Annotated in this window: 20 protein-coding genes; 10 read left to right on the forward strand and 10 right to left on the reverse strand. The window is 32.8% G+C overall.

The window, feature by feature from the left end; all coding sequences use genetic code 11:
• The first annotated feature begins 22 nt into the window (after window positions 1-22).
• Complete coding sequence (gene thrC / locus ACVCXO_RS13570) at window positions 23-1,318, forward strand: threonine synthase (RefSeq protein WP_452230127.1); 1,296 nt, start codon at window positions 23-25, stop codon at window positions 1,316-1,318.
• Here the strand turns inward: thrC and ACVCXO_RS13575 are convergent, their stop codons facing one another.
• A complete protein-coding gene (locus tag ACVCXO_RS13575; RefSeq protein WP_452230128.1) occupies window positions 1,319-1,969 on the reverse strand; it encodes an SDR family oxidoreductase in 651 nt (216 codons plus the stop codon).
• Window positions 1,970-2,151: 182 nt separating this feature from the next.
• On the opposite strand from ACVCXO_RS13575, the gene ACVCXO_RS13580 reads away from it, so the two are divergent.
• The 9 genes from ACVCXO_RS13580 to ACVCXO_RS13620 all read left to right on the forward strand — a co-directional run bounded on the left by ACVCXO_RS13580 (window position 2,152) and on the right by ACVCXO_RS13620 (window position 11,094).
• Window positions 2,152-2,952, forward strand: coding sequence for a DUF1853 family protein (locus ACVCXO_RS13580; protein WP_452230129.1), 801 nt, complete (start codon window positions 2,152-2,154; stop codon window positions 2,950-2,952).
• 134 nt (window positions 2,953-3,086) lie between these two features.
• Complete coding sequence (locus tag ACVCXO_RS13585) at window positions 3,087-4,547, forward strand: potassium/proton antiporter (protein ID WP_452230130.1); 1,461 nt, start codon at window positions 3,087-3,089, stop codon at window positions 4,545-4,547.
• Between the two features lie 190 nt (window positions 4,548-4,737).
• Window positions 4,738-5,076: a DUF1622 domain-containing protein gene (locus tag ACVCXO_RS13590; protein ID WP_452230131.1), complete on the forward strand. Its 339-nt coding sequence runs from the start codon at window positions 4,738-4,740 to the stop codon at window positions 5,074-5,076.
• A 251-nt stretch (window positions 5,077-5,327) separates the two neighbouring features.
• A complete protein-coding gene (gene gcvT, locus ACVCXO_RS13595) occupies window positions 5,328-6,398 on the forward strand; it encodes a glycine cleavage system aminomethyltransferase GcvT (RefSeq protein ID WP_452230132.1) in 1,071 nt (356 codons plus the stop codon).
• Between the two features lie 2 nt (window positions 6,399-6,400).
• On the forward strand, window positions 6,401-7,315 hold the full coding sequence (locus ACVCXO_RS13600) for a glutaminase (protein WP_452230133.1): 915 nt from the start codon (window positions 6,401-6,403) through the stop codon (window positions 7,313-7,315).
• Window positions 7,316-7,330: 15 nt separating this feature from the next.
• Window positions 7,331-8,158: a sugar nucleotide-binding protein gene (locus ACVCXO_RS13605; RefSeq protein ID WP_452230134.1), complete on the forward strand. Its 828-nt coding sequence runs from the start codon at window positions 7,331-7,333 to the stop codon at window positions 8,156-8,158.
• 20 nt (window positions 8,159-8,178) lie between these two features.
• Window positions 8,179-8,475, forward strand: coding sequence for a 4a-hydroxytetrahydrobiopterin dehydratase (locus ACVCXO_RS13610; protein ID WP_452230135.1), 297 nt, complete (start codon window positions 8,179-8,181; stop codon window positions 8,473-8,475).
• Window positions 8,476-8,775: 300 nt separating this feature from the next.
• On the forward strand, window positions 8,776-9,498 hold the full coding sequence (locus ACVCXO_RS13615) for a YebC/PmpR family DNA-binding transcriptional regulator (RefSeq protein WP_203459004.1): 723 nt from the start codon (window positions 8,776-8,778) through the stop codon (window positions 9,496-9,498).
• Between the two features lie 102 nt (window positions 9,499-9,600).
• Entirely contained in the window at window positions 9,601-11,094 is a 1,494-nt protein-coding gene (locus ACVCXO_RS13620; protein WP_452230136.1) for a carboxypeptidase-like regulatory domain-containing protein, read from the forward strand.
• A 121-nt stretch (window positions 11,095-11,215) separates the two neighbouring features.
• On the opposite strand, the gene ACVCXO_RS13625 is transcribed toward ACVCXO_RS13620, so the two are convergent.
• The 9 genes from ACVCXO_RS13625 to ACVCXO_RS13665 form a co-directional block, all read right to left on the reverse strand.
• Window positions 11,216-11,665: a hypothetical protein gene (locus ACVCXO_RS13625; protein ID WP_452230137.1), complete on the reverse strand. Its 450-nt coding sequence runs from the start codon at window positions 11,663-11,665 to the stop codon at window positions 11,216-11,218.
• Complete coding sequence (locus tag ACVCXO_RS13630) at window positions 11,656-12,804, reverse strand: beta-ketoacyl-[acyl-carrier-protein] synthase family protein (protein ID WP_452230138.1); 1,149 nt, start codon at window positions 12,802-12,804, stop codon at window positions 11,656-11,658. The genes ACVCXO_RS13625 and ACVCXO_RS13630 overlap by 10 nt, the downstream gene beginning before the upstream one ends.
• Window positions 12,791-13,027, reverse strand: a complete 237-nt coding sequence (locus ACVCXO_RS13635; protein WP_452230139.1) for an acyl carrier protein — start codon at window positions 13,025-13,027, stop codon at window positions 12,791-12,793. The genes ACVCXO_RS13630 and ACVCXO_RS13635 overlap by 14 nt, the downstream gene beginning before the upstream one ends.
• Window positions 13,024-13,968, reverse strand: coding sequence for a C25 family cysteine peptidase (locus tag ACVCXO_RS13640; RefSeq protein ID WP_452230140.1), 945 nt, complete (start codon window positions 13,966-13,968; stop codon window positions 13,024-13,026). The genes ACVCXO_RS13635 and ACVCXO_RS13640 overlap by 4 nt, the downstream gene beginning before the upstream one ends.
• Window positions 13,949-17,008: a phage tail protein gene (locus ACVCXO_RS13645; protein WP_452230141.1), complete on the reverse strand. Its 3,060-nt coding sequence runs from the start codon at window positions 17,006-17,008 to the stop codon at window positions 13,949-13,951. The genes ACVCXO_RS13640 and ACVCXO_RS13645 overlap by 20 nt, the downstream gene beginning before the upstream one ends.
• A gap of 908 nt (window positions 17,009-17,916) precedes the next feature.
• Entirely contained in the window at window positions 17,917-18,423 is a 507-nt protein-coding gene (locus ACVCXO_RS13650) for a 1-acyl-sn-glycerol-3-phosphate acyltransferase (RefSeq protein ID WP_452230142.1), read from the reverse strand.
• A 45-nt stretch (window positions 18,424-18,468) separates the two neighbouring features.
• Window positions 18,469-19,551 carry an iron-containing alcohol dehydrogenase family protein gene (locus ACVCXO_RS13655; protein WP_452230143.1) on the reverse strand — a complete coding sequence of 361 codons (1,083 nt, stop codon included), beginning with the start codon at window positions 19,549-19,551 and terminating at the stop codon, window positions 18,469-18,471.
• 46 nt (window positions 19,552-19,597) lie between these two features.
• Window positions 19,598-20,215 (reverse strand): CatA-like O-acetyltransferase, encoded by a 618-nt coding sequence (locus ACVCXO_RS13660; protein ID WP_452230144.1) that lies wholly within the window; start codon window positions 20,213-20,215, stop codon window positions 19,598-19,600.
• Between the two features lie 4 nt (window positions 20,216-20,219).
• Window positions 20,220-20,921 carry an HAD family hydrolase gene (locus ACVCXO_RS13665; protein WP_452230145.1) on the reverse strand — a complete coding sequence of 234 codons (702 nt, stop codon included), beginning with the start codon at window positions 20,919-20,921 and terminating at the stop codon, window positions 20,220-20,222.
• Between the last annotated feature and the right edge of the window lie 38 nt (window positions 20,922-20,959).

Raw genomic sequence — 20,959 nt, forward strand, 5'->3', positions numbered from 1 at the left:
TTAAAAGTAAAATTAAAAGGAAATGAATTACTATAGTTTAAATAAAAAAGCACCAAATACATCTTTTAAAGATGCAGTAATAAAAGGATTAGCTCCCGATAGAGGATTATATTTCCCTGAGAATATTACACCTTTACCAAAAGCTTTTTTTGATAATATAGATAACTTATCCTATTCGGAAATAGCTTTTACAGCCATTAAACAATTTGTTTATCCAGAAATTCCGGAGGACGTTTTAAAAACAATAGTTGAAGAAACACTTTCTTTCGATTTTCCTGTGGTACAGCTAAACGATCATATTTCGATTTTAGAACTTTTTCATGGTCCGACTATGGCTTTTAAAGATGTTGGTGCTCGATTTATGGCAAGATGTTTAGGCTATTTTAATAAAGATAACACCAACGAAGTTACTGTTTTGGTGGCAACTTCTGGAGATACTGGAGGCGCTGTTGCAAACGGTTTTCTTGGCGTTAAAGGTGTAAACGTAGTGATATTATATCCTTCCGGAAAAGTAAGTGATATACAAGAAATGCAACTTACCACGCTTGGGCAAAACATTAGAGCTTTAGAAGTAGATGGTGTTTTTGATGATTGTCAAGACATGGTAAAACGTGCTTTTTTAGATGAAGAACTAACCAGTAAAATGCAATTAACTTCTGCTAACTCTATTAATGTTGCACGTTGGTTACCACAACTTTTCTACTTTATGTTTGCATACAAGCAATTACATAAAACACACAAAGACATTGTTTTTTCTGTACCTAGTGGGAATTTTGGAAATGTTTGCGCAGGAATGATGGCACAAAAATTAGGTTTACCAATTAAACATTTTATAGCTTCCAATAACCAAAATAATGTGGTTACTAATTATCTACAAACCGAAGAATACAACCCGAAAGCATCGGTACAAACGATAAGTAATGCCATGGATGTTGGTAATCCGAGTAATTTCATTCGTATTCAAGAAATTTATAAAAACAATTTCGATAGCCTAAAAAACAACCTTTCTTCTTATAGTTTTTCAGATATAGAAACGAAAGAAGCCATGTTAGAAATTTACAACAACTATAACTATGTTGCAGATCCGCATGGCGCTGTTGGTTATTTAGGTTGCAAAGCATATTTAAAGGAAAACCCAAATGCACATACCGTGTTTTTAGAAACAGCACATCCAACTAAGTTTTTAGATGTTGTAGAAGAAGTTATCCTAGAAAAACAAGCATTACCAAAACAAATTCAAGCGGTAATGGGAAAAACAAAAGTAGCCACCAAAATTGGCAGCTACGATGGTTTAAAGTCCTTTTTATTAAAAGGCTAATCACGCTTTAACAGAAGATACTTTATTTAAGGCATCACCAATTAATGTGTTGCCTTTTATGATTTCGAAAGTGACATTATTTGCAACGTCATCATTAAGCGTACGCACTAATGTTTGCGCAACATCATTTCTACTTATTTCTCCTCTGGTATTCAATTTTTCTTCCAAATCTATGGCATTCGTTAATTCGCCATTTGTTAATGCACCTGGTCTAACAATAGCATAATTTAATCCGCTAGATTTCAAGTATACATCCGCATTATGTTTTGCTTTTAAATAGTCTTGTAATTGTTCTGCTTTTTCTGGTTGATCTGCTCCCATAGAACTTAGCATTACAAACTTTTTTACAGCATTTTTATTAGAAGCATCTATTAATCGCTTGGCGCCTTCTTGATCTACTTCGACTACTTTTTTTCCACCAGAACCGGCAGCAAATACTACTTTATCGATGCTTTTAGAATTATTAAATACATGAGAAACATCTGTTTCTAAATCTCCTAAAACGGTATCTATATTTTTTGCTTTAAAATAAGCTTGTTGTTCCTCTTTTCTAACCATTGCTATTGGGTTAAAATATAGAGATTCCTTTAAAAGATTAACTATTTTTTTTCCTGTAGTGCCATTTGCACCTGCTACTAAAATATTTTCCATACTTTAACTTATCTATAAAAATGCCCAAAACCAAAAAATATGAGCCCTTTAACTTAAGTTTAATATCCTCTAATAAAAAATTAATACTTCTGCTATACGCTTATATTTCTCACAAACATCTCCTTCTTTTTCAATACTTTTGCTAGACGACAAATAAAATTCACAAAGCGATTTTAATATAGATGAAAGACATAACATTACAATATTTAGGTTTTCTAAACACACCAAATTTGTGGTTAAATACTTCGGATTTTGAAATGCAACAATTAGAAATCTCTAATACAATCGCTATTTTAAATGCTTCAGAAACACCTAAATTAAGACTTGGCAAATTAGTCGAACGTTTTGTTAGTCGGCAATTAAAACAAGACGAAACCGTTTCTATTTTAATCGAAAACATTCAGATACAAAACGGGAAGCTTACTATTGGAGAAATAGATTGTCTTCTTAAAAAGGACGAACAAATCATTCATTTAGAAATTATCTATAAATTTTACTTGTATGATGAAACTGTTGGGACTAAAGAAATAGACCACTGGATTGGTCCGAATAGAAAAGATAGCCTTGTACAAAAATTAGCCAAGCTAGAAGAAAAGCAATTACCACTACTCTATCATACTTGCACAAAACCTGTACTAGAAAAACTAGGTTTACAAGTGGAAGAAATCCAACAACGCGTCAGTTTTAAAGCACAACTATTTGTTCCTTTTCACAACCAGAATATTCCTTTTAAAGCGATAAATGCTTCTTGTGTTAAAGGCTTTTATATTACCCAAAAAGAGCTTCAAGAATTTAAAGATTGCACCTTCTTTATTCCCGATAAACGAGATTGGCTAATCGATATTCCAACACATGATTCCTGGCAATCGTACAATACTTTTTCTAAGGAATTAAAACCGCTTTTAAATCAAGAAAAAGCCCCTTTATGTTGGTTAAAAAAAACAAATGGGGAAACCCTAAAATTTTTTGTGGTTTGGTGGTAAAGTTATAGTATGCAACTCGTAGGTTAAACAAATTCCAATTACGTCGAAAAATCGCATAAGTTAAGTGCTCCTTTTTTATGGATTTTTAGAGAACTAGCAGTATCTTTATCTTTTGATTTCAAAAAGAAAAATGCATGAATTTAACGATTGAAAATATACTATTAGTTGGCTCTTTTTTACTTCTTATCAGCATTTTTGCAGGTAAGACTTCCTATAAGTTTGGTGTTCCTACCTTATTACTGTTTTTAGGAATAGGAATGCTAGCAGGATCTGACGGTATTGGAGGTATTCGTTTTGACGATCCAAAACTTGCCCAATTTATTGGTATTGTATCGCTAAATTTTATATTGTTTTCAGGAGGACTCGATACCAATTGGAAATCTGTAAAACCCATTCTTCGAGAAGGAATTGCGTTATCCACATTAGGTGTATTATTTACAGCAGTTTCTCTCGGTACTTTTGTATGGTTTGTTACCGATTTCACTATTTATGAAAGCCTATTATTAGGTTCTATTGTGTCTTCTACAGATGCTGCTGCCGTATTTTCCATTCTACGTTCTAAAAGTCTTGCACTTAAAACCAACTTAAGACCCACTTTAGAGTTAGAAAGCGGAAGTAATGACCCAATGGCCTATGTACTTACAATAGCCTTTCTAACCTTAGTTATTAATCAAGACAAAAGTTTTCTATCTATTATCCCATTGTTTTTACAACAAATGATTTTTGGTGGTATTTTGGGTATAACTTTTGGCGTTACTAGTAAATATATAATCAATAAAATAAAATTAGATTTTGAAGGGCTTTACCCTGTTTTAGTAATAGCCTTGATGTTTATCACATTTTCTGCTACCAACTTTGTAGGAGGTAACGGATTTCTTTCCATTTATATTTGTGCCGTTTATTTAGGAAATCAAGACCTAATACACAAAAAAACTATCTTAAAAATGTTTGATGGTTTAGCTTGGCTAATGCAAATTGTATTATTCCTTACGCTTGGTTTACTCGTTTTCCCTTCTCAAATAATTCCATATATGGGTATCGGATTACTTATCTCCGTATTCTTAATCCTTGTTGCTAGACCTATTGGCGTATTTATAAGTCTTATGTTTTTTAAGATGAAAATGAAAAGAAGGTTTTATATTTCTTGGGTTGGTTTACGTGGTGCCGTTCCTATTGTGTTTGCTACCTATCCGCTTTTAGCAGGAATAGATAAAGCACACATGATTTTTAATATTGTATTTTTCATTTCGGTTACTTCTATTTTAATTCAGGGAACCACACTTTCTATTGTTGCAAAATGGTTAGGTGTGGGATTACCAGAAACACAAAAGAAATTTACCGATACCGATTTGCTTCTAACGGAAAACCCTAAAGCAGAAATGAAAGAGCTTATCATATCTAAAGACTGCTTTGCGGTAGATAAGAAAATCATAGAATTAGGCTTTCCTAAAAATGCAATTATAGCAATGATTAAAAGAGGCGAAAGTTATATTATTCCAAATGGTTTAACCAAAGTGGAAGCTGATGACACACTAATTGTATTAGCAGATAAACCAGAAATTTTTGATGAAGTATACAAAACACTGACCAAATAGAAAGTTTTAGAAGTCTCTTATGTATTAAAAAGCATTTACAGACTTACCTCCGACTGCTAATATCAAACAAAGTTTATGCAAGTAAAAACAGAAAGAATTGGAGATTAAATAAATTGCAATTCTAAATTATAAAAGCGATATTATAGCGTCTAAAAAGAGATACATAATAAAACAGAACCTTAACAATTAGATGGAAAATATTAAAACATACATCGATTATGTTGCAACAATAATGGAAGCAATTGGAGTGCTAACCATTTTTTTTGGTTCCATATTCGCCATTGGAAAATTTATTTTTTTAATCAAAAGTAAAAAAGCGGTCAGTTATATAGCACTTAGACAATCTGTTGGGAAATCCATTCTTTTAGGATTAGAAATATTAATTGCAGCAGATATTATGGCAACAGTGGTTACAGAGCCATCATTAAAATCTGTTTCTATTTTAGGGCTAATTGTTCTTATTAGAACATTTTTAAGTCTTTCGCTACAAGTAGAATTAGAAGGTAAATTTCCTTGGCAAAAAAAATAGTGGTTTAACTTTCTCGAAAAAACTACAGAATTTCCATTTTAAAGGAACTGTTGAAAGAAAACATTAAAACGATTTTATAGCATCGTATTCATTCCTTTAATTTCAAAAACTCAAAACTTTACTTCAAAAAAACTTTAACTCCATATTATTGCTATTCCTAAAACCAACTCAAAATTTTTCAATACTTTTGTTATTCAATAATTAAATAATCAAGATTTCCGTCCCAACGGAAATGAAAAAATATATTCTTTATGAAAAACACTGCATTATCTGCTACACACGAAGCTCTAGGAGCAAAAATGGTTCCTTTTGCTGGTTACAATATGCCTGTACAATACGAAGGCGTAAACATAGAACACGAAACGGTTAGAAAAAGTGTTGGTGTTTTTGATGTAAGTCACATGGGAGAATTTTTAATTTCTGGTCCTAATGCACTTGCGTTAATTCAAAAAGCATGTAGTAATGATGCAAGCAAACTTACTATTGGCAAAGCGCAATACAGTTGTATCCCTAATGATGATGGCGGAATTGTAGACGATTTAATTATCTACAAACTGAAAGAAGAACAATATTTATTAGTGGTTAATGCTAGTAATATTGAAAAAGATTGGAATTGGATTTCCTCTAAAAATACAGTCGATGCAGAAATGCGTGACATAAGTGAAGACTATTCTTTACTAGCAATTCAAGGACCTCAAGCTGTAGAAGCGATGCAAAGCCTTACTAGTCATGATTTGGCTGCTATTAAATTTTACAATTTTGTTGTTGGCGATTTTGCAGGTATTGAAAACGTGATTATCTCTGCTACTGGTTATACCGGAAGTGGCGGATTTGAAATTTATTGTAAAAATACAGAAGTAAAACAAATTTGGGATAAAGTTACCGAAGCTGGAGCTACGCCAATTGGTCTTGCTGCAAGAGATACACTGCGTTTGGAAATGGGATATTGTCTTTACGGAAATGATATCGATGATACTACTTCTCCTATTGAAGCTGGTTTAGGATGGGTTACAAAATTCACTAAAGAATTTACAAATTCCGAAGCTTTAGCAGATGAAAAACGAAGAGGTTCAGAACGTAAACTTATTGCTTTCCAATTAGACGAAAGAGGAATTCCTCGTCAAGGCTATGATATTGTAGATGGTCAAGGTAAAAAGATTGGTAATGTTACTTCTGGAACTATGAGTCCGATGCTTGGTAAAGGAATTGGCCTGGGTTATGTACCAACTATTTTTGCAGATGTAAACAGTAAGATAAACATACAGATTCGTAAAAATGCGATTCCAGCAACGGTTGTAAAATTACCATTTTATAAAGGTTAAATATGATAGATTTTCAAGAGGTAATTAATACCATCCACAACGATTTAAAACAAGAAATAGATCGTGGATTGGTCGCAAATTACATCCCTGAATTATCGCATATAAATGCCAATAATTTTGGTATCCATTTACAACTAATCTCTGGAGAAAGTTTTTCGGTTGGTGAAGCTAAAACGCCTTTTTCTATTCAAAGTATTTCTAAAGCATTTGCGCTTTCTAAGGCTTTTCAACTACAAGGAGATGCGCTATGGGAACGTATGGACGTGGAGCCTTCTGGCGATCCTTTTAATCAATTATCGTTACTAGAACTTGAAAATGGAATTCCTAGAAATCCATTTATAAATTCTGGAGCGATTGTTATTGCAGACATTTTGGTGTCACAATTAGAAAACCCAAAAGAGGATTTCTTACACTTTGTTCGCGCTTTAGCAAACGATCCAACTATCGATTATAATGAGGCCGTTACAGCTTCAGAAAAAGCAACAGGTTTTAATAACTATGCTGCTGCTAATCTTTTAAAATCGTTTGGAAATTTAAAAAATAACGTTGAAGATGTCTTAGATTTTTATTTTCATCAATGTGCTTTAGAAATGACTTGTGAGCAATTAACAAATGCTTTCTTTTTATTCGCTAATCATGGCGTATGCCTGCAAAATAAAGAATGGCTAACGGCTAGCCAAATAAAACGTATCAATGCTATTATGCTTACTTGCGGATTTTATGATGAAGCTGGTGAATTTGCATTCGAGGTTGGTTTGCCAGGAAAAAGTGGCGTTGGAGGTGGCATTGTAGCCTTGCTCCCAAATAATTTCATTATATCCACTTGGTCTCCTGGACTAAATCCAAAAGGAAATTCTAAAATTGGTATGCAAGCTTTAGAAGCTTTTACGACCAAAACTAAACTTTCAATTTTTTAAAGAATTGCCCCAATAATGTTGGATAAAAAAAAACATAAAATACTAGTTCTTGGTGTTAATGGCTTTATTGGTAATGCTGTTTACAAAGAGCTCTACGCCTATTTTAGAGTTTTTGGCACTTATGTCACATCCAATACAGCTTCCGAAAAAAACAAACAATTTTTTCACTATAATCACGAAGAAGATGACGTGGTAGAAATATTAGAAGCTACAAAACCTAGTATTATTATTTCAGCGCTTCGCGGAAACTTTGCAACGCAAACAATAGCACATGGACACATTACAGAATATGTACAACATCACGATTGCAAAATCATTTTCTTATCGTCTGCAAACGTATTTGATGCGTATAAAAACTATCCTAGTTACGAGCTAGACAAAACATTAAGCTCTAGTATTTATGGGCATTTTAAAATTAAAATTGAAAATATGCTCATGCGTTTACCCAAAAAAAAATGGGCAATTTTAAGAGTTCCAATGGTTTTTGGACAAGGCTCTCCTAGAGTCGAAGAGATTAAAATGCAATTAAAAGAGAAATTACCGATAGAGGTTTTTCCTAACTTAATAATAAACGTAACTACAGACTATAAACTTTCACAGCAAATACATTATATCATTAACAGAAGTAAGTCCGGGATTTTCCATCTAGGAAGCACCGATTTAATACATCATGATGAGTTTATAAAAGAAATTGTAGCTTCTCTCGTATTATATCAACCCGTTTACAAACAAGTGTACACTACTAATGACGATAGATATTTGGCTGTTTTACCAAAGGATAACCTTTTACCAAAAAACTTACAAATACAGAGTAAGGATGTTTTAAAAATGAGTATTTTGTAGTGCATTATAAAACAATAAAAATGGAAAAAATTTCAGCAGAAGATATAGAAAAACGATTATTACATTTTCCAGATTGGGACTATTTTGACAATGCACTTCATGCAGAATTTGAATTCGATAACTTTAAAGATTGCTTTAGTGCCATGAGTAGAATCGCTTTTGAGTGCGAAGCCCAAAATCACCATCCAGATTGGAGTAATGTGTATAATATTTTAAAAATAACGGTATCTACACATGATGTAAACGGCGTAACAAAAAAAGATTTCAAACTTGTTAAGGCTATTGATGCCATTGTTGTTCCCGAAGACGAAGATTAATTAACCGTTTTCAATCGCAGTTAGCAGTGCGCACTTCAACTTTAAAAATAGTATACATTTAGCAATCCACTTCTCTAGAGTAAAGCATGCAAACTAGTCTTGTTTTATGGTACATCTATGCGGTACTTTGGAAAACGTTGTGAAATAACTCCTTATAAAACCAATCATATTAAAATATCTAAACCACAGTTGTTGCAGTTTGCGATTGTAATTTTTATATTTGTAATTCAAACAATTTAATTAATAAGTTTCCTTCCTGTAGTTATCGGGAATCGTGGAAACTAAAAACATATATTTTTAATGGGAAGAGCTTTTGAATTTCGTAAAGCACGTAAAATGAAACGTTGGTCTGCTATGAGCAAAGCCTTTACACGTATTGGTAAAGACATTGTTATGGCTGTTAAAGAAGGTGGTCCTGATCCGGCAAGTAATTCGCGTTTAAGAGCGGTTATTCAAAATGCAAAGGCCGTGAACATGCCTAAAGATAATGTAGAACGCGCTATTAAGAAAGCAAGTGATAAAAGTCTTGGCGATTATAAAGAAGTGATTTTTGAAGGGTATGCACCGCACGGAATTGCTGTTTTAGTAGAAACTGCAACAGATAATAATACGCGTACCGTTGCCGATGTAAGAAGCTATTTTAATAAATGTGATGGTAGTTTAGGTACTTCAGGTTCTGTAGTGTTTATGTTTGATCATACTTGTAACTTTAGAATTGAAGCGGAAGGATTAGATCCGGAAGAACTAGAATTAGAATTTATTGACTTTGGTGCAGAAGAAGTTTTTGCAGATGATGATGGTATTTTAATCTATGCTCCTTTTGAAAGTTTTGGTGCTATTCAAGCAGAATTAGAATCTCGAGGTATTGAAATTCTTTCTTCTGGTTTTGAACGTATACCACAAGTAACTAAAAAATTGACTCCAGAAGAAGCTGCAGATGTAGAAAAGCTTCTAGAGAAATTAGATGATAATGATGATGTGCAAAACGTATATCATACCATGGAAGAATCTACGGAAGAATAAAAATATAGAAAATTTTCGATTTTTTTTTAAAACCTAAGCAAATTGTTTAGGTTTTTTTTGTAACATTATATATCGTAAATCGTTTTAATAAAAAGCAAGTCTATGAAATTTAAAAATATCCTTTTCTTTCTTTCACTTAGTATTTTCAGTTTTTATAATATACAAGGACAAACCGTTTCTGGAAAAGTTCTATCTTCTACCAACGAGGAAATCCCTTTTGCAACCATTCAAATTGGCGAACATTATGGCGTTATCTCTAATGAAGAAGGAAGTTTTTCTATTGACACCAAAGGGTTTGCAGCAACAGATTCCGTTAAAATTTCCTGTTTAGGTTTTAAAAAAAATGGATTGCTCCTTGAAAACTTCACTTCTAAAGCATATATATTAGAGGAAAAGATGAATGAACTTTCCGAAGTATTTTTAAACCATACCGCACTATCTGCAGATTCTATACTATTTTATGTGAATGCTAACTTAAAAAGCAATTACAGATTAGACCGCAATGAATTTAAAGTTTTTAGCAGGAAAACAGATTATGTAATAGGTGATTTAGCAGATTTTGAAATTAAAAAATCTACTGGTTTTAAGAAAAAGCAACTGCAAGCATTCAATGATGATTTTGATAAATTAGAAACTTCTTTAGTAAATAATAAATCAAAACAATACACAGATTTTGTAGGCTCCCTAAAGATTTTGGATAAAGATAATGCCAAACTAGATGTAGAAAAAGCAATTAGCTTACGGGATGAAAAGAACGATCAATCGATGGAAAGTATAGCAGAACGCGGACAAAATATCGTTATGAAACATTTAGATAAAGACAAAATGTATACCGTTAAATCTGGTTTTTTTAAAATAACCGATTCTGCTACAGTAAATAAAGAAGAAATTAAGAAAAGACAAGATACCGTGAATACGCTTCGATATGCAAAAAACGAAACGTTTAACATGATAAAGAATAGTAGTTTTTCGAACCCGGATGCCAAATTAGATTTTGTTACCAACACTAGAAAGTACAAGTATTCTCTTAAAGATGTCACTTTTTTAGACAGCGAAATGGTTTATATTATAGAATTTAAACCTAAAAGATCTTCTGCTTTATATACAGGAACCATGTATGTTTCTAATGAAACCTTTGCTGTTATTCGAACCGATTATACCTTCTATGAAAATAGAATTGGAGACAAACTTAATTTAAGATTGTTATTTGGCGTAAAATACGTTGAAAAAAATCGAAGAGGAATTGTCGTGTATAAAAAAGATGCGGACAATTATTACTATCCTAATTATATAAATAACCAAGTAGATCGCTACTTTTATGTAAATCGACCAATTAAGTTTATTGAAAATGATAACTCCAGAAATAAAGTTTCTTTTAACTTTAAAATTGAAGGAACCTTTAAAGGAAAATCCGAGCTTTTAGTCATTTCAAGAGAAGATATGGAAGCTAGTAATTATAATGGTTATACCGAAAAAACGAGAATCGATTTTGAAGATTCTAAAACGTACGATGCATCTATCTGGGCAGAATATAATGTTCTAGAACCTTTAAATGATATGAAAAATTTTAAGGTAGCACCAGAAGAAACGAATTAAAAAAAGCTACTTGAATTTCTATTCAAGTAGCTTTTGTAAGTAGCTAGCTAATGTTTCTTTTTAGGGACGTATCGTTTACTTTATGTTTCACTAGTGTACTACATTTCTATATTTTCAAATATTATGCCAAAATAATACAGCACTTAGCAATTACTGCAAGTAGTTCCTTTTCTACTTTTAATTCCCAATGCACACAAATGGCATTTTTTAAGGAATATTTTAATGCATCCATTTTAAAACTAGAAATCAATTGTGCTTCGTTAATGGTATTATCTATAATCGTATAGTTAGGTCCGGTGATAGAAAATCTTCTCGCAATATATCCAGAAGTTGCATTGGCGAGTGTCCAAGGAAAGATTCCAGGATTAGCAAAACGCGGACTATGTTCTAGAGCGTTTTCCCAAAAAGCAATAGAAGAAAAAGTTCCAGCATTAGACGATATAAAATATACAGCAGATTGATTTCCGTAGAACTCAAAATCCTGTTTTGCACAAATAGCATCTACAAATTGCGTTGCTAAATCTGCTTCCGATTCTCCTAGCGCTTCGTATGTGTTCCAATTTAATTCCATGATGAAAATAAGGTAATTGAATTCAGTCCTCCAAAAGCATAACCACAATTCAACACTTTATTTACTGTGGTTAAAACGGGTTTCTTCGGAATAAGAATATCAAATTCGGCATGGTTATAATTTAAGGTATGTGGAATGGTTTGATGCTGCATGGAAAGTACAGAAACGATGGCTTCAATAGCTGTAGAAGCACCCAAAGTATGTCCGATTTTAGGTTTAATACTAGAAACATACGGTTTATGAGTACCAAATACTTTTGCAATTGCATGCGCTTCCGATTGATCGGAAAGTTTGGTTCCTGTTCCATGAGCAGAAATCCAATCTATTTCCGAAGGCTTCAAATTATTTGTTTTTAAAAGTTGCTGAAAACAATCTATAATTCCGGAAGAATCCGGTTTTGGTGCTGTAGGATGATAGGCATCACAAGACAAAGCACAATCATCTAAAACAGCAAGAACATTCGCGTTTCTTTTTGTCGCATTTTCTACTTTTTCCAAAACTAGAAAACCTGCTCCTTCGCCTAAAATCATGCCATCTCGATGGATATCAAAAGGTTTACAAACTCCGGAAGGGCTCATCGCTCTGCTCCTACTAAATCCAGTCATTGCTATTTTTGAAAAAGGATCTACGCCACCGACTATTGCAATAGAAACTTCTTCTTTTTGCAACGCATCCATTCCTGCTTTAAGCGCATAATTCCCTGCCGCACAAGCGGTAGCAAAACATTGAAAATTAGTGATTTCTGGATACTTTTTCATTAAACGTTTACAAATTCCGAAACCTGTATATGCTTCCGGATTAAGCGTTGTATTTTTTTCTGCTATAGCTTCAAAAGCAGCGCTTTCTCCCATAGTCGTTCCTAAAAACAAGCCCCAATTTTCGGTGTTGGAACAATTCGCTTGCTTTACGGCTTGCTCTATTGCTGAAATAGAAAAATGAAATCCTCTTTGCAAAGGATCACATTCCATATTTCCTACACGACTAGCATGTGTATATTTAAAATCTAAGTTCTTTAAATCTTCCCAGTTTTTAATGCCGCAGGAATCGTTAATTAAAGCTTTCCAAAAATCGGTTATATTATTTCCTAAGGAACAAATAACACCTAATCCGGAAACCGCTATTTTGTTAGTGATGGACATTATGAATGTATTCTGCCATTAAATTTACCGTAGCAATTTGCGACCAATCTGTATCTGGAATTTCAATTCTGTATTCCTGTTCTATTCTGGCAACAAATTCTGCCATATCTAAAGAATCTACACCCAATTCTTCTTTAAAGTTAGAATCATTAGAATCGACTTCTAACTTAGGTTTCACATCTCTAAAATGAGATAGAATCGTATTTATTATTATATTTTTCATGGATATGTTTTAATATTATTAGCGAATAATGTGGTTTCATTAGAAGAATAAATTGGTGCTAACGGATCGCCAATTAACCGATAGTGTGTATACGACGAAAGATTTTTTGGTGTTGCTTGTATAATTAATTCAGCAATAGTACTTGCCCCACTTAATAAAGCTTTTGTAATACCAACAGACCATCTGGTATTATCTGTGTGTAAAGTACTATCTACTGCTCCAAAGCTTACTGCTGTTTTTCCATCTAAAACCAATTGCTCACAAAAAGAGATTTCTGTGTTTTTCCTACTTGCTGTTTTACAACATAGCGATAGTAATGCACCAATAGGTTTTGAATTTTTATTTTCAAAATGATGCGAACGCAAACCATAATAACCAACCCAACCAATTGGTCTTCCATGACCAAAATAAGTTGCTAAACCCAATCCGCTTTCCAGACCTTCAATCATACTTTCTCTAAAGAGCAAATCACTACTCCATTTGTATGGTAATAAATTTGGTGTTTCTAAAATAGTAGCCATTCGATCTACAATTCTTACAAATCTAGGATGTTTTTGTGAAAGTAATGCGACAGCACATTGTTCTTGTTTTCTACCATGCACTTCATGAATCGTTTTAGAAAATGTGAATAGATCCTTACTATTTCTAATGGGTAACCAAGCAATCGGTATTTTTTTGTTTTCCATCGTTTTAATAAATGGAAACTTTAATGCGTTTTTTGGAAAACATGTAGCATCACCTATTAATAATACGGCATCTTCTGTTTGCACTTGACTTTGCATTTCCTTATAACTTGGTCTGATGTCGTAATCTATTACATGCACCTCTATATCATGCTTAATGTATGTGTTTTTAAGCAACGTAAAATTTTCTTCCGATTTAGAACCAGAAGAAAATTGTGGTTTTACAATTAAAATGGTTTTATGCTGCTTTAACTTCATCTACAAAAGGTTGAAATCTATTAATAGCATCTCCTGTTTGTCCTAATAACCGTGCTCTAACAAAGAATTGCATTAAAACTTGACCTTGTTGCTCTTCATTAAAATCGGTAATAGAATTGGTGTTTTCTAAAACAGTTTCTCCTCCTTCTCCAGTCCAAAATCCTTGAGAAACATTATTCATATTTACAGAAGGTGGTGTGCCAACTGGCGTAAGAAATGCATTAGGAATATTAATATTGACATCGCTAGGATCTTCATTATAACCATAGTTATAACCAGTACCTATTATTGGTATTTGAGCTGCAATTGCATGTGCTAAATACACAGGACCTACATTTTGGTTTTGCCAAACGTGTGTTAATTCGTGAATTAATGTGCCTCTACTAAAGTCATCATCTACATCAAAATTAATTAAGTTTCCAGTTACAAAAGCTCGTGAATTTGGATTTCCAGTAACAAAATCTTGCACACCAAAAACAATATCATTTAATGCTCCTTCTTTTGCAATGAAAGTATTATTCCAATCAATAGAATCTCCAAATACAAAGCGACCATCTGCTTCTTCTGCCGCTGTTAAACTTCTATACGTACCTAGCATTTCAAAAAGTATAGAAATTGTAGCTCCTAGCATTCCGGCACTTACCTCAAAGGCTGCGGAAAGCATATCTTCAACAGATTCCCCTAATTCTCTAAGTGTTTGTGTTACTTCTTCTAAAAATTCTTCGCCTGTATCTAAAACGGATTGATAAATATCTTGAATAGAATTTCCTATATCTCTAGCTGCTGCAATAAAGAGATCGAGTGTTTGATCTGGATGTAACATAATTTCGGTTAATAAAGTAGCTAAAGCAATTCCTGCCGCCAAAGCACCAATAACAACTTCTCGCATGACTTCAAAGGTTTTATTAGCAACCCAAGCAATTAAACCAGCTATTGCGCTTGCTGCTCTTAATGCACCTTCCACAAACTTTCGAATACCTGGAATAAAATCATTTTCTAAATAATTAAGGACATAACCAATGGAGTTCCCTATTCGTTCTGTAGCTTCGCCTAAAAATTCTAAAGCAGCGTCTCCAACAGCGATTGCCCAATCTATCACTTCAGAAATTCTACTTCCAATATCTTCCACTAACTCTAAAAGTCTATCAAAAATAGCATCTGCTTGTTCTAAAGCCCAATCCATAACTTCTGTAATTGATTCTTTTACAAAACGAATTGCTAAAACGGCTTGTCTCCAAATTTCGGAAGCTAGATCTTCTCCTCTAGCAATTAGCCATTCAAATATATCTGCAACAGGACCTAAAGCTTGTAATACACCATTCACTATTTTTCTAAATACGAAATACGTTTCTTCCATTACAGATTCTAAAATATCGGCAATAGTAGCTCCTGCAGCAAGTGCAGCTTCAATAAATCTAGCAGCATTTCTGTATGTAAATTCTACCATTGCTTTTGTGAATTCGGCAATTTTTCTACCTATTTCTAGCATAGCTTTTATGGTCTCCTTTAATAAATCTACAGCTAAATCAAACACATCTTTTAGAAAGTTTACCATAGTTTTACCTAGCTCGAAAGCAGCCTCAACAATTTTTTTAATTGCAACAATACTTTTGTTTGCTATAGTGGCGATTAATTCGACTAAAGTTCGACCAGCAGCTAATAAACCATCTACTACTTTGGTTGCCAGTTCTTTTGTAGTTTGAATGACAAAGTCTGTAAACTCAACTAATGCGGTACCAATTGCTGCCGCTGCTCTAACAACATCTCTAACAAAATCTGCTGCTACATTTACTGTTTCTTGAATAATATCTGCTAAAGTATTTCCTAGTTCTCCAAAAGCTCTAACCACTTCATTCAATAAATCTCTAGGACGCGTAATTAATGTTACTAATATAGAGCCTATGGTTTCACCAATTTCTATCAGCGCTCTAACCACGTTTCTAACTAGTGCCACACTAGCCTGGAGTGCTTGTTCCAAAATATTACCGATTTTTTTACCAATGCTTATTAATGCTTCTATACCCGCTTTAATAAACTCGTATGTTTTTGTTGCTAACCAACTTAATAAATCTGCAAAAATTTCGCCAAGTTTATCTATGGCATCTATTACAGATGCGATTATTTCTTTTGCAAAGGCAAAAACATCTTCTAATATTTCAATAAATGATTTTCCGATAAGTTTTATTGCTTCTACAAACTTTTTTACTTGGTTGACAGCAAGTTCTGCTGCAGCTTTTAAGATTTCCCAAAGTTGTTTTCCAGCTTCCACTAATGCTCTTGCCAGACTGGCAACTTCTTCAACCACCCAATTAACAGCATCTGAAATAGCCTCTACCAAATCCTCAAAAAACTCTGTAAGACCATCTACAATGGTAGTGACAGCATCTGATATTGCATCTGCTACATCTTCAAAAAACTCGACAACGGCATCATCGGTTTCACCATCTGGAAAAACAGGTGTTTGCCCTTCTATCTTTCGCATTTGTGCTCCAGCATCTCGAAGCCAAAAAAGAACTTCTTTAACACCTTTTTCGTCTTTTTTGCCTTTGTTATCAAACACAAAATCTTGCATTATAGTTCTGCATTGTTGTCTTGGCAATTGACTCATGGCATGTACAACACCTCTTGCTTGGTTTGCATTGCGATAGCCTTTAATAACAGCACATCGCTCTTTTCTTTCCATTTGTGCAACCCCTTGAAAGAATTCTCTATTCTCTTTTGGGTCTTTAATGGTTTTTGCGTAGGATTCGGATAATTTAACCGCTTTATTTTCGCTTTCTTTAAATAGCATCCGTACTGCTGGAGCAAGTTCTACCGCTTTATACTTACATTTTTTAACGGCATCTGTTACCGATTTTTTACTTCTAAAGGAAGCAGATTCTAATGCGGTTAAAATGGCGTTTTTACCAGTTACGAACTTGGTTTTACTAAGGTTTTCTTTACGCATTTTAACTTTTTCTAATGCTGCTTTAGTAACCTTTTTTGAAACTGTCTTTTTTTTCGGAGCAGATTTTTCAGGTGTGGATTTTTTCTTTCCCATTGTTTATGGTTTTAAAAATTAATGCCACTAAAAGAGGTATTAGTAATTGTCAGTATGTGTATTTTAGGAAATACAGCTAAAAAAGTTAGGAAGAAAGCACAAATGTAATAAAACTTACGAACAATACAAATATAATATGCTGATAATCAATGAATTGATCACTTAAACATTGTTTAATGCGCTATAAGTCAGCGGTTTAAAGTTATATTGTTAAAGTGTAAATTGGATAAACTAAACCACTGATAAACTGCCGTTTAATAAAAAAAAGTTATTTAAATTATATAAATGAGTATGTATTACTTGATACCTGTTCCTTTTAATGGACCCCATGTATGCTTTACTTTAGGTTTCATTTCTAGTTTAAATACGATTCTTTACTACTTAAAATAAAGCCTTAGTGCCGGTTATCGGTTTTGTGTAAAGAAATTTGCGTTTTCAATCTATATTGAAAATTGAAGATGTTTTTTAGTGTAGCTATGTAATCCGGTATCCATAACAAGTTCATCTTTACTTATTGCTTCAGAAAAAAATTAGTCTATCAAGCTTACCATTCGACTCACTTTCTAGCTTTAATTTATTATTCCACGAGTTAATAGTAAAGAAGTTATTTTTCTACCATCTAGATACTTGATGATACTTTACAACGAAAATAATACTGCTTTCTTTTTTTAAAACAATGTTGTCCATAACCACATACTAGAAACGAATATAATACCGACGTATAAATCTGCTATCCATGGTCCTCCCATGTTTATTACTTGATTCGGCTTCTTTAATTCCATATTTATGACTTCTTGTTTCCTGAAAAGACGCTACTTGAATATTAAAATTTTAATATATCATATGAAATTTAGTAGTGCTAAAAGCAGTTCCGTTTGGGGATCACGGCTTCAAAATTCACTTTAACGCTAAAAAGATTTATCGGATACTTTACCTTTTACACCTTTGAAGAAATTATGCATAAAGGCAAAATCTGCTTCCATATTATCTGTAGGATAAAAAGGTGCTGATATTTTGTTTTGTTTCTTTCCAAAATCGAAAGTAACCATTACTATTGGCACATTTGCCGCTTTTGCTATATGATAAAAACCTGTTTTCCATTCGGATACTTTATCTCTAGTACCTTCAGGAGCTAATGTTAATCGTAATTCGTCATTAGTTTCAAAAAGTTTAGCAATAGCTTCCACTTTATTCTGACCAGGAGTTCTATCTAATGACCTTCCTCCTACAGCTCGAAAATAATAACCAAAAGGGAATATGAATATTTCTTTTTTACCGAGAAAATTAATTTTTGTATTTGCAATTTTTCGGATTAATAATCCAATATAGAAATCATGCCAACTGGTATGCGGTACCGCTATTATCACGTACTTCTTCAACTCTTTAGGAAACTCACCTACGAGTTTCCATTTCATTATTTTAAAGTATATAAATTTGTATATAATTGTCAGCATAAAAAATTACATTTTTTGATATAAAGCTCTAAGCTTTTCTCTGGTAATTGTTTTTTTCCAGTTTTTACCTATAGCGTTTTCCCAAAGAGGTTCTAAACTTAAGGCAACATCTATCATGATATCAAACTCTTTATCACTTAAATCTGCACAAACACCTTGAGGAATGGTAATATTATGTTTTTCTCGCATTTCCTTATACATGGCAACACCTTCTGGATAATATTCTTCTAAATGTTCAAAAACGATACAATTACCAACACCATGTTTTACACCTAATAAATAGCCTAAACCATAACTCATAGCATGTGCTACACCTACTTGAGAGTATGCAATACTCATTCCACCATGCCAAGAAGCCATCATTAGTTTATCTGCAGCTTCTTCCTCACTTAGCGTATCTTCTAGAAAAATCTCTTTACAAAGCTCCAAAGCTTTTTCGCCATACGTTTGGCTAAATGCATTTAGGTACGTTCCTTTTAAAGATTCTATACAATGTACAAAACAGTCCATTCCGGTATAAAACCATTGGTCTTTTGGTACGTCTTTAGTTAATTCTGGGTCTAATAGCACTTGATCAAATGGTGTGTAATCACTATTAATTCCTAGTTTTCTAACAGGTCCCGTTAAAATAGTAGTTCTAGAAACTTCTGCTCCAGTTCCCGAAATGGTAGGAATACCAACATGATAAATTGCTGGATTTTTAATTAAATCCCAACCTTGATAATCTTTAGATTCCCCTTTATTAGTTAACATTAAAGCTACCGCTTTTGCTAAATCTAAAATGGTTCCTCCTCCAATTCCTATAATTCCAGATGGTCTTTCTTTATAGTCCAAAATTATTTGTTCTACCAATTCATCTACTTGTGAAGTTTTTGGTTCTTCTTCGGCAGAGATGTAAATTAATTTGTCATCATAAGACAAAGGAATTCTTGAGGTTAACCAAGTTTTACCTTTAAATACATCGTCTACTAAAAATATAAATGGTGCTTTAACGCCGTTTCGCTTAGGCGATAAAATGTCATTTAACTGATTAAAACTTCCACGTCCATAAACTATTCTGGACACCATTGGGTAATTTTTATAACTCATTTATTATAATTGTTTAACAAAAATAGAAATACTATTACTAAAATTCCTATTGATTTAAAAAATATTGAAACTTTTCGGAAAACAAACCAACATGGTAACCATCTACCAATGCATGATTAACCGCTATTGCTACATTCATGCTTAAGGCATTATTATCTTTATTTACTTTACTAAATGCTATTTTAGGAACAGAATCTTTTTCTCCAAAAAACGGTTCTTTATGTCCTGTAAAATTTAGCCAAGGCATTGCGGAACAATGAATACAATCTAATCCATTTCTTTCTGGAAATAAATTACTAGAGGATTCAATCCTTAATTTTTCTTCAGCTAAATTATTTAAAAAAACAGCTAAATTTTCATCAAAATCTATAAAAGAAAATCCGAATGTTTTATCTTTTCTCATTATGGTAGCAGATGCATGAATAACATCATACACAACTACCTCTTCATTTATAATTCTATACTTTAAATTTTCTATACTATTCATGGCTTGCATGCAAGCGTGTACATATTTACCAAAAAAGCTAATGCCATTATCCTTAGAAAATTGATATGCTTTGGTAACATCAAACGGAATAGTAACGCCAAAATAAGGATCAAACATTTTATTAAAATGCTGAAATTGCTCTGCTCTATTCCATGTTTCTAAATTGATCTTTTTCAAATTGCTAAACTAGATTTAAAATTTCTTTTAAACTTTTCACGGTTCTATATGCTTTACCATTGGTTTCTTTTTCGGTTACTTGTTCATGTGCCCAAGTGGTATGAAACGGAATGTGAATAGCCTTTGCTTTGATATTTATTAATGGTAAAATATCGGACTTTAATGAGTTTCCAATCATTAAAAATTCGGACGGATTGATATCTAAATGCTTTAATAGTTTAGAATAATTTTCTTCTTTTTTATCACTTAACACTTCAATATGATGAAAATAATCTAGCAATCCTGATTTCTCTAATTTTCGTTCTTGATCTAATAAATCTCCTTTGGTGGCAACGATTAATTTATACTTTCCAGAGAGGCCTTTCAAGGTTTCTTCAACGCCATCCAAAAGTTCTACTGGCTCCTTAAGCATTTGTTTACCAATGTTTAAAATCTTTTCTATGGTTTTATTCGAAATGGTATAATTAGATAATTCTAAAGCCATTTCTACCATAGATAAAACAAAACCTTTCACTCCGTAACCATACAAAGGTAAATTCTTCATCTCCATTTTAAAAAGTTCTTGATCTACTTTATTAGCAGTTTCAAAACCACCTAAAAGTTTTGCAAACTCTAACTCTGCATCCCGAAAATACGTTTCGTTCACCCAAAGTGTATCATCTGCATCAAAGCCAATTACTTTTATATTTTGGTATTCTTTATTCAATTATTTTTTTGCTTTCGCGGAAGGCATTTCAAATACGA

Source organism: Lacinutrix sp. MEBiC02404 (genome assembly GCF_053601575.1).

Excerpts from the sequence above, each read along its gene's own strand:
- thrC (WP_452230127.1), top strand. The coding sequence starts at position 23 with ATGAATTACTATAGTTTAAATAAAAAAGCACCAAATACATCTTTTAAA.
- ACVCXO_RS13575 (WP_452230128.1), bottom strand. The coding sequence starts at position 1,969 with ATGGAAAATATTTTAGTAGCAGGTGCAAATGGCACTACAGGAAAAAAA.
- ACVCXO_RS13580 (WP_452230129.1), top strand. The coding sequence starts at position 2,152 with ATGAAAGACATAACATTACAATATTTAGGTTTTCTAAACACACCAAAT.
- ACVCXO_RS13585 (WP_452230130.1), top strand. The coding sequence starts at position 3,087 with ATGAATTTAACGATTGAAAATATACTATTAGTTGGCTCTTTTTTACTT.
- ACVCXO_RS13590 (WP_452230131.1), top strand. The coding sequence starts at position 4,738 with ATGGAAAATATTAAAACATACATCGATTATGTTGCAACAATAATGGAA.
- gcvT (WP_452230132.1), top strand. The coding sequence starts at position 5,328 with ATGAAAAACACTGCATTATCTGCTACACACGAAGCTCTAGGAGCAAAA.
- ACVCXO_RS13600 (WP_452230133.1), top strand. The coding sequence starts at position 6,401 with ATGATAGATTTTCAAGAGGTAATTAATACCATCCACAACGATTTAAAA.
- ACVCXO_RS13605 (WP_452230134.1), top strand. The coding sequence starts at position 7,331 with ATGTTGGATAAAAAAAAACATAAAATACTAGTTCTTGGTGTTAATGGC.
- ACVCXO_RS13610 (WP_452230135.1), top strand. The coding sequence starts at position 8,179 with ATGGAAAAAATTTCAGCAGAAGATATAGAAAAACGATTATTACATTTT.
- ACVCXO_RS13615 (WP_203459004.1), top strand. The coding sequence starts at position 8,776 with ATGGGAAGAGCTTTTGAATTTCGTAAAGCACGTAAAATGAAACGTTGG.
- ACVCXO_RS13620 (WP_452230136.1), top strand. The coding sequence starts at position 9,601 with ATGAAATTTAAAAATATCCTTTTCTTTCTTTCACTTAGTATTTTCAGT.
- ACVCXO_RS13625 (WP_452230137.1), bottom strand. The coding sequence starts at position 11,665 with ATGGAATTAAATTGGAACACATACGAAGCGCTAGGAGAATCGGAAGCA.
- ACVCXO_RS13630 (WP_452230138.1), bottom strand. The coding sequence starts at position 12,804 with ATGTCCATCACTAACAAAATAGCGGTTTCCGGATTAGGTGTTATTTGT.
- ACVCXO_RS13635 (WP_452230139.1), bottom strand. The coding sequence starts at position 13,027 with ATGAAAAATATAATAATAAATACGATTCTATCTCATTTTAGAGATGTG.
- ACVCXO_RS13640 (WP_452230140.1), bottom strand. The coding sequence starts at position 13,968 with ATGAAGTTAAAGCAGCATAAAACCATTTTAATTGTAAAACCACAATTT.
- ACVCXO_RS13645 (WP_452230141.1), bottom strand. The coding sequence starts at position 17,008 with ATGGGAAAGAAAAAATCCACACCTGAAAAATCTGCTCCGAAAAAAAAG.
- ACVCXO_RS13650 (WP_452230142.1), bottom strand. The coding sequence starts at position 18,423 with ATGAAATGGAAACTCGTAGGTGAGTTTCCTAAAGAGTTGAAGAAGTAC.
- ACVCXO_RS13655 (WP_452230143.1), bottom strand. The coding sequence starts at position 19,551 with ATGAGTTATAAAAATTACCCAATGGTGTCCAGAATAGTTTATGGACGT.